Source organism: Pseudomonas sp. PA-1-3F (assembly GCF_021609665.1).
In the GTDB taxonomy this organism is placed as follows: domain Bacteria; phylum Pseudomonadota; class Gammaproteobacteria; order Pseudomonadales; family Pseudomonadaceae; genus Aquipseudomonas; species Aquipseudomonas paracarnis.
Map to the genome: position 1 here is coordinate 1 of NZ_WJZD01000066.1, position 4,821 is coordinate 4,821.

The 4,821-nt window shown below is 60.5% G+C and carries 5 protein-coding genes; 4 read left to right on the forward strand and 1 reads right to left on the reverse strand.

Annotated features, from left to right (window positions below; genetic code table 11):
* Positions 1-155 precede the first annotated feature (155 nt).
* The 4 genes from GIV26_RS26885 to GIV26_RS26900 all read left to right on the forward strand — a co-directional run bounded on the left by GIV26_RS26885 (position 156) and on the right by GIV26_RS26900 (position 3,547).
* Positions 156-1,130: a 2-hydroxyacid dehydrogenase gene (locus GIV26_RS26885; RefSeq protein WP_054898821.1), complete on the forward strand. Its 975-nt coding sequence runs from the start codon at positions 156-158 to the stop codon at positions 1,128-1,130.
* A 176-nt stretch (positions 1,131-1,306) separates the two neighbouring features.
* A complete protein-coding gene (locus tag GIV26_RS26890) occupies positions 1,307-2,209 on the forward strand; it encodes a chemotaxis protein CheV (RefSeq protein WP_014716988.1) in 903 nt (300 codons plus the stop codon).
* 3 nt (positions 2,210-2,212) lie between these two features.
* On the forward strand, positions 2,213-2,695 hold the full coding sequence (locus GIV26_RS26895) for a GNAT family N-acetyltransferase (RefSeq protein WP_096143167.1): 483 nt from the start codon (positions 2,213-2,215) through the stop codon (positions 2,693-2,695).
* Between the two features lie 108 nt (positions 2,696-2,803).
* The gene (locus GIV26_RS26900; RefSeq protein WP_034126352.1) at positions 2,804-3,547 is read left to right on the forward strand and encodes a YkgJ family cysteine cluster protein; all 744 of its coding nucleotides are present in this window, start codon (positions 2,804-2,806) and stop codon (positions 3,545-3,547) included.
* A 262-nt stretch (positions 3,548-3,809) separates the two neighbouring features.
* On the opposite strand, the gene GIV26_RS26905 is transcribed toward GIV26_RS26900, so the two are convergent.
* Complete coding sequence (locus GIV26_RS26905) at positions 3,810-4,592, reverse strand: transporter substrate-binding domain-containing protein (protein WP_236282904.1); 783 nt, start codon at positions 4,590-4,592, stop codon at positions 3,810-3,812.
* Positions 4,593-4,821: the final 229 nt, after the last annotated feature.

A 4,821-nucleotide genomic window follows, 5' to 3' on the forward strand; every position in this document is an offset into this window, starting at 1 on the left:
AGTCGCCAGGCCCACACCGTAAGACAAACCCTACAGGATACCGTCGGCGGCTCCAGATGTGTATATGCGATGACGGTGTGTCAGCCACTATTGTATTGGCTGATCCACCGTCATCGCAGGCAAGCCAGCTCCCACATGTTGAGTGGAGTTCTGTCATGAAAAAGACTGTCCTGGCCTTCAGCCGTATCACCCCGCCGATGATCGAACGCCTGCAACAGGATTTCGAGGTGATCGCGCCCAACCCCAAGCTGGGTGACATCAATGCACAGTTCAACGAAGCCCTGCCCCACGTCCATGGTTTGATCGGTGTGGGTCGCAAGCTGGGCCGCGAGCAGCTTGAAAGCGCGAGCAAGCTGGAAGTGGTGTCCAGTGTGTCGGTGGGCTACGACAACTACGACGTGCCGTACTTTAATGAGCGCGGGATCCTGCTCACCAACACCCCCGATGTGCTCACCGAGAGCACTGCCGACCTGGCCTTTGCGTTGCTGATGAGCAGCGCCCGCCGCGTGGCCGAATTGGATGCCTGGACCAAGGCCGGCCAATGGAAAGCCAGCGTGGGCGCGCCTTTGTTTGGTTGCGATGTGCACGGCAAGACCCTGGGCATTGTCGGCATGGGCAATATCGGCGCGGCCGTGGCCCGGCGTGGGCGCCTGGGCTTCAATATGCCGATCCTTTACAGCGGCAATAGCCGCAAGACCGCGCTGGAGCAGGAACTGGGCGCGCAGTTTCGCAGCCTGGAGCAGTTGCTGGCCGAGGCGGATTTCGTCTGCCTGGTGGTGCCGTTGAGCGACAAGACCCATCACCTGATCAGCACCCGGGAGCTGGGGTTGATGAAGTCCAGCGCGATCCTGATCAATATCTCCCGTGGGCCAGTAGTGGATGAGCCTGCGCTGGTCGAAGCCCTGCAAACCCAGCGTATTCGTGGTGCCGGGCTGGATGTGTACGAAAAGGAACCGCTGGCTGAATCGCCGTTGTTCCAACTGAGCAATGCGGTGACCCTGCCGCATATTGGTTCGGCCACCGGTGAAACCCGCGAAGCCATGGCCAACCGCGCCGTGGACAACCTGCGCAGCGCCCTGCTGGGCCAACGCCCGCAGGATCTGGTGAACCCACAGGCCTGGAAGGGCTGACACCCCACCCCACTGTAGGAGCGAGCTTGCTCGCGAAAAACGTCAACGATAACGCGCAAAATCTGTTTTAACGCGGCGCTTTGAAGTTCTTCGCGAGCAAGCTCGCTCCTACAGTTTTCGAGGACAAGGTCGATAACGGTGTATAGATCGTCATCCCTGATCCACAGAAGGTTTTTATGTCCACCACCAAAGCCCGCGCAGACTCACTCTCGCTTCTGCTCTTTACCTTGCGCAGCGGCAAGCTGATGGCCATCAACCTGTTGAAAGTCAGCGAGATCATCCCCTGCCCGCCGTTGACCAAGCTGCCGGAGTCCCACCCGCACGTCAAAGGCATCGCCACCTTGCGCGGCGCTTCGTTGTCGGTGATCGACTTGAGCCGCGCCCTGGGTGAAATGCCCTTGCAAGACCCGGATGGCGGCTGCCTGATCGTCACCGATGTCAGCCGTTCCAAACAGGGCCTGCACGTGCAGGCGGTGAGCAAGATCGTGCATTGCCTGACCACCGATATCCGCCCGCCTCCCTACGGCTCCGGCGGCAATCGGGCGTTTATCACCGGGGTGACCCAGGTGGAAGGTGGGCTGGTGCAGGTGCTGGATATCGAGAAAGTCATCCATGGCATCGCCCCGGCACCGATTGAAGCGGCGCCGACCGACCTGACCATGGAAGAAGCCGAAGTGCTGGGCAACGCCCGCATCCTGGTGGTGGACGACAGCCAGGTGGCTTTGCAGCAATCGGTCCACACCCTGCGCAACCTCGGCCTGACCTGCCACACCGCCCGCAGCGCCAAGGAAGCCATCGACGTGTTGCTGGAGCTGCAAGGCACGGTTGAACAGATCAACGTGGTGGTGTCGGACATCGAGATGTCTGAGATGGACGGCTACGCCCTCACCCGCACCCTGCGCGAAACCCCGGATTTCAAGGACCTCTACGTGCTGTTGCACACCTCCCTGGACAGCGCGATGAACAGCGAAAAAGCACGCCTGGCCGGTGCCGACTCAGTACTCACCAAATTCTCATCCCCAGAATTGACCAAATGCCTGGTCGTCGCCGCACAAACCGTGGCGCAAAAGGGCCTGTAAGCCTTGGGCGAGTATTACCAGCTGCTGCGTCGCGACCTCACCGGCAGCCTGCCCGCCCCGCAGTGGCCAGCGGATACCCGGCTGGATCATTATCGCGATGAACTGGCCCCGGCGATCCATGCCGTGCTGCGTATGACCCAGGACCAGGGCGGCGGCCGTGTCGGCCACCTGGATGAGTGGCGCCAGCAGTTCGTCACCGATGCCGAGTACGACCCGACGCTGTGCCTGGTGGCCAGTAACCGCGACGGTGTTCTCGCGGTGGCCCAATGCTGGACCAGCGCCTTTATCAAGAACCTGGCCGTACACCCCTGTGCCCAAGGCCAAGGGCTGGGCCGCGCCTTGCTGTTGCACAGCTTCCAGGTATTCAAGCAGCGCGGTGAACCCTATGTGGACCTCAAGGTGCTGGAGAGCAACCTGCGCGCCCGGCAACTGTATGAAAGTGCGGGCATGCGATTTGTGCTGCGCGACATCGTATCCAAGGGCTGATCCTCACTGGCGCATAACTTGCTTCCAGAGCCCCTGAGCGGTAGATAGAGGTAAAAACCCGTCACCCCTCAAGCGTGCCCTCTGACCTTGCCTGGTGACAGATCCGCCATGAACACACACTTTTCCTGCGTCGGTTGCGGTAAATGCTGCAGCGACCATCATGTGCCCCTGACCCTCGAAGAAGCCCGCAGCTGGGCGGCGGACGGCGGTAACGTCATCGTTCTGGTGGAGGGCTTTCTGGGTAACGGCCTGGGCCTGCCCCTGCAACAACGGGAACATGCCGAGCGCCGCTCAGTGATCGTGCCCAGCGGCAATACCGAGGCGTTTGTGGCAATTACCTTTGCCGCCTACAACGCCGGACGCTGCCGGAATCTTGACGAAGACAACCGCTGCCGCATCTACGAACGGCGCCCGCTGGTGTGCCGCATCTACCCGATGGAAATCAACCCGCATATCCCACTGAACCCAAGCGCCAAGGACTGCCCGCCGGAATCCTGGGAGCAAGGCCCTGCACTGATCGTCGGTGGTGAGTTGATGGATGCGCAACTGGCCGAGCTGATTCGCCGTTCACGCCAGGCCGACCGTGATGACGTGCAGACCAAAGAAGCGGTGTGCGCGTTGCTTGGCATTCGCACGACCGCACTCAAGGGCGACGGGTTTACCGCGTACCTGCCGGACATGCAGGCGTTTGCCCAGGCCATTGAACAGGCGGTTGAACTGCCGGCAATGGCCAATGAATGGGTGTTTCATGTGTCGGGGATGGACATCGCTGAACAGGTGCTGGATGCCGGGGCGCGCATTGCCACCGAGGTGCCGGCCAATTATGCGTTTATCTCGTTGAGGGCGGCTTAGGCTACTACGGCCTTATTTTGGCGTAGGTATCTACTCAACTTCAGCGCGACGCTGGACCTGTGGCGAGGGAGCTTGCTCCCGCGACGGCCTACCATTCGACGACAATTTCCCTGACGCCCCTCGATCCAACTGTGGGGTGTCAGCTAGATAGTCGCAGGCTGTCAGGCCGGCATCGCAGGCAAGCCAGCTCCCACATTTGGAGCTCGGAGTGTCAGGTAGATAGGCGCCTCTCGGGAACACAGTTGCACTCACACAATAGCGCTCATGGATGGGCAGGCAACACATCGAGGCGATAGGGCTGGAGGATGCGTTGGTATTCGCCATTGTGCATCAGTTGCTCAAACGCGTGATTAAGCTCATTACGCAACGCGGTATCGGTTTTTCGCACCGCAATCGCCACGCTATTACCCAGCAGGCCAGACGACACAGGCGGCCCCATGAAATTGAAGTCCAAGCCCTGGGGCGTGTCTAGCAGGGCCTCTCGGATCTCCACGGCGCCTTGAAGGGTCGCGTCAATCTCGCCCGAAACCAGACTCTGCACCAGTTGGTCGTTGAGCCAGAAACTCCTGATGATTACCCCTGCCGGCGCCCACTGCGACAGGGCAAAGGCTTCCCGATTACTGCGCACCAGCACCCCGACACGCTTGCCCCTGAGCGACCGTCGATTAGGGCGCAGGCCCGAGGTTTTACGCGCCACCAGCCGAGTGGTGATCGGGTAGAGATCACGGGTGAAACTCACCCGTCGCCGTCGACTGCAGGTGGGCGCCATGCCCATGATCGCGTCGAACTGCCTGGCCTCAAGAGCGGGGAAATTTTCCATGACGATCTGGTCAACCCAGGTACAGCGCACGTTGAGCTGCTCGCACAGGGCATTGCCCAGTTCGATGTTCAGCCCCACCAATTGCCCTTGGGAATTGCGGCTTTGAAAAGGTGGAAAATGTGCAGCGACGGCGAAACGGATTTCACGCCGAGGTTGAACGTCGGCGGCAACGACACTTGTCGAGAGCAAGAGGGCAAGCACCGCACAAAGGTGTATCAGGGCCACGGGAATGTCCTTTTCCGGAAAGCTGACTCACCACGCCCCGATGAGCGTCATCGGGACGAAGCAAACGCTGTGCAAGCTTTCAAGAATCGGTCGCGGACCTACAAGCAGAAATGTCCACGGGCGATGTAGGCAACTGCCTATAACGCACGCAACGCTTTAATCTTAGCGTTTACCCATGGAGCGGCGAGTGCCCGGAGGCGCCATGCCTGGCGTCTTGGTATGGCCGTTC

Bases quoted from the DNA above. Each gene is read 5' to 3' on its own strand.
- GIV26_RS26885 (WP_054898821.1), top strand. From the start codon at position 156: ATGAAAAAGACTGTCCTGGCCTTCAGCCGTATCACCCCGCCGATGATC.
- GIV26_RS26890 (WP_014716988.1), top strand. From the start codon at position 1,307: ATGTCCACCACCAAAGCCCGCGCAGACTCACTCTCGCTTCTGCTCTTT.
- GIV26_RS26900 (WP_034126352.1), top strand. From the start codon at position 2,804: ATGAACACACACTTTTCCTGCGTCGGTTGCGGTAAATGCTGCAGCGAC.